Annotated in this window: 1 pseudogene and 1 riboswitch; the pseudogene reads right to left on the bottom strand. The window is 39.0% G+C overall.

What is annotated here, in order from left to right:
• Nucleotides 1–260: 260 nt before the first annotated feature.
• Nucleotides 261–1,940 (bottom strand): annotated as a pseudogene (locus ADA01nite_RS21535) (APC family permease).
• A gap of 276 nt (nt 1,941–2,216) precedes the next feature.
• Nucleotides 2,217–2,362, bottom strand: a riboswitch (cyclic di-AMP (ydaO/yuaA leader).
• Nucleotides 2,363–2,397: the final 35 nt, after the last annotated feature.

Genomic DNA, 2,397 nt, shown 5'->3' on the forward strand with positions numbered 1-2,397 from the left:
ATCATAATATATCACTAGTGCTTGGGGATAACAAAAACATTTAAGAGTCTGTATCTTAAGTTGTTATAAGAAAATAAAGTCATATACCGAAAAAATAAAGTTGTATACTAGACGGACTTCACAACTATACACATAAAGTGATTCCGTGCCCTGAGTATACGACTTTATTTTATTCGGCTGAGTAGATCCCTACGCAGTTTTTTTACTGCATTAAGGGTTGCAGTATATAACTTTATTTTTTTGAACAGGGATTGTGTAGTTTACTTCTTTAAACGGTATGGAACCGTAGCGATTTTTACATCTTGCCGTGCAAATAAGTACGCTTTTATCAATAAACTTGTCTGATTATGTAACAAATTATGCCACCATTTGTTTGTAATGAACTGCGGAATTAATACCGTCACATGGTCGGTTTCGGCTTTTTTCCATTCCACTGTGTCGATAAATTTCATTAACGGGCGCACTACACTTCGATAGTGAGAGCGCAGTACAATAAGACGTACCCCTGGATTCCACTCTTCCCATTTTTTCTCCATCTTTTTAACAGATTCGTCATCAAACCCTACATAAACAGCTACTACATCATCGGTTAACGACTTTGCATAGCTAATACTGTTGCGTACTACTTGTGTAATCCCTGCTACCGGGATCACAATAACACTTCCCTTTGGCTGGGGTTTGTCCATTGTGATATCAAGACGCAACTCATCAGCTAAATCTTGATAGTGCTGATTTATCTTCCGGAATATAAAAATAACTGCCGGTAAGAACAAGAAAATAAACCAAACTTGTGAAAATTTTGTGAACAGGAAAATCAAACAAACGGTCAGCGTCGTCAGCATCCCGATCGTATTAATAACAAAAGGGAGAATCCAGCCAGATGGTTTCCGTGTTATCCAACGCTTCATCATTCCGGCCTGAGATAGCGTAAATGGGACAAATACCCCAATCGCATACAACGGAATTAGATTTTCGGTATCCCCTCCAGAAATTATAATCAACAAAGCTGAGAGGGTAGCTAAAACTATAATTCCATTTGAAAAGCCAAGACGGTCTCCACGTACCATAAACATATTTGGCATAAATCTGTCTTTAGCCAGCATAAACGCTAACAGAGGAAAGGCAGCAAAAGCTGTATTGGCAGCCAAGAACAGGATAATAGCCGTTGTCGTTTGAATAAAATAATACATAAACCCGCGTCCAAAAGCTGCAGAAGCAATTTGTGAGACAACCGTCTCTTCTGCTTTAGGAGAAACGCCATATGCATAAGCTAAAAGGCTAATTCCCATAAACATCGAACCCAAAATCATTCCCATCATTATTAAAGTTTTGGCTGCGTTTCGTTCAGCAGGTGCTCGGAAATTCGGAATGGCATTCGATACTGCTTCTACCCCGGTTAATGCAGAACAACCGGAACTAAATGCTTTCAAAAGAAGGAAAACTGTAACACCCGGGATGGCTATCCCATACGCAGGTGCAGATGCATGAATATTCCCTGTCATCCATTGATATCCGCCACCGATAATCAAAAGGAATACAGCCAGTACAAACAAGTATGCAGAAGAGCTTACTGCTACGGTAAGAATATAATCAACCAGCAAAGATCCTCCGGCCATTAAGCCTGCAGAAACACCTAAATTATCTTTTGCAACAATATACGCTCCACCACCAGACGGATAGGCGAAAATCGTCTGACGATATGAAAGAATAAGCACAGTTAGTAGTGCTAAAACTGCAAAAGAGATTGGAATGGAGTACCACAATGCTGCGGTCCCTAATGTAATTAATACAAGCAGGATTTGCTCCGTTCCGTATGCAACAGAAGAAAGAGCATCCGAGGATAAAACTGCAAGGGCCTTAAGCTAGCTTAACTTCTCCTGAGCTAATTCATTTGTTTTCATTGGTCTTCCAATGAGAAATCTTTTTAGTTTTGTGACCATTTTTTTCTCCCTCGAAATCATTAGATTAGTGTTGAACTGACTATGGGCTAACCCTGTATTTATAAGTTGCCTTATTGTATGCTTCTAATACCTTCTCTATTTAAGAAGCTAGCCATCCATAACATTCTTCCTTTCTGTTTTGAGATTGATCGTAAAATTTTAAAACAGTGGTATGAACGTATAAACAAAACAAAAAAGACCTGCAAAAAATTTGAAAAATCTCTTTTTATTGCCGAAAATAGCAATAAGAAAGACTCCTCAAATAGGCGGTCTTTAGACCTCCTTCGCTTTAGCCGACGAAGTTAGCTGACGGGTAGGATGGCGAAAGAGAAATTTTCATCCCTCCTTAATAATATAAGGATTAACCCCAAAAGAATGGGTCCTCCGCTCCCGGATGCTCCAGGATTAGGCCAAATATGCAGTTGTGATATGGATTTATTATAAGAGTGTTAATTAT

Origin of the sequence: Aneurinibacillus danicus (assembly GCF_007991215.1) — a bacterium.
Taxonomy (GTDB): domain Bacteria; phylum Bacillota; class Bacilli; order Aneurinibacillales; family Aneurinibacillaceae; genus Aneurinibacillus; species Aneurinibacillus danicus.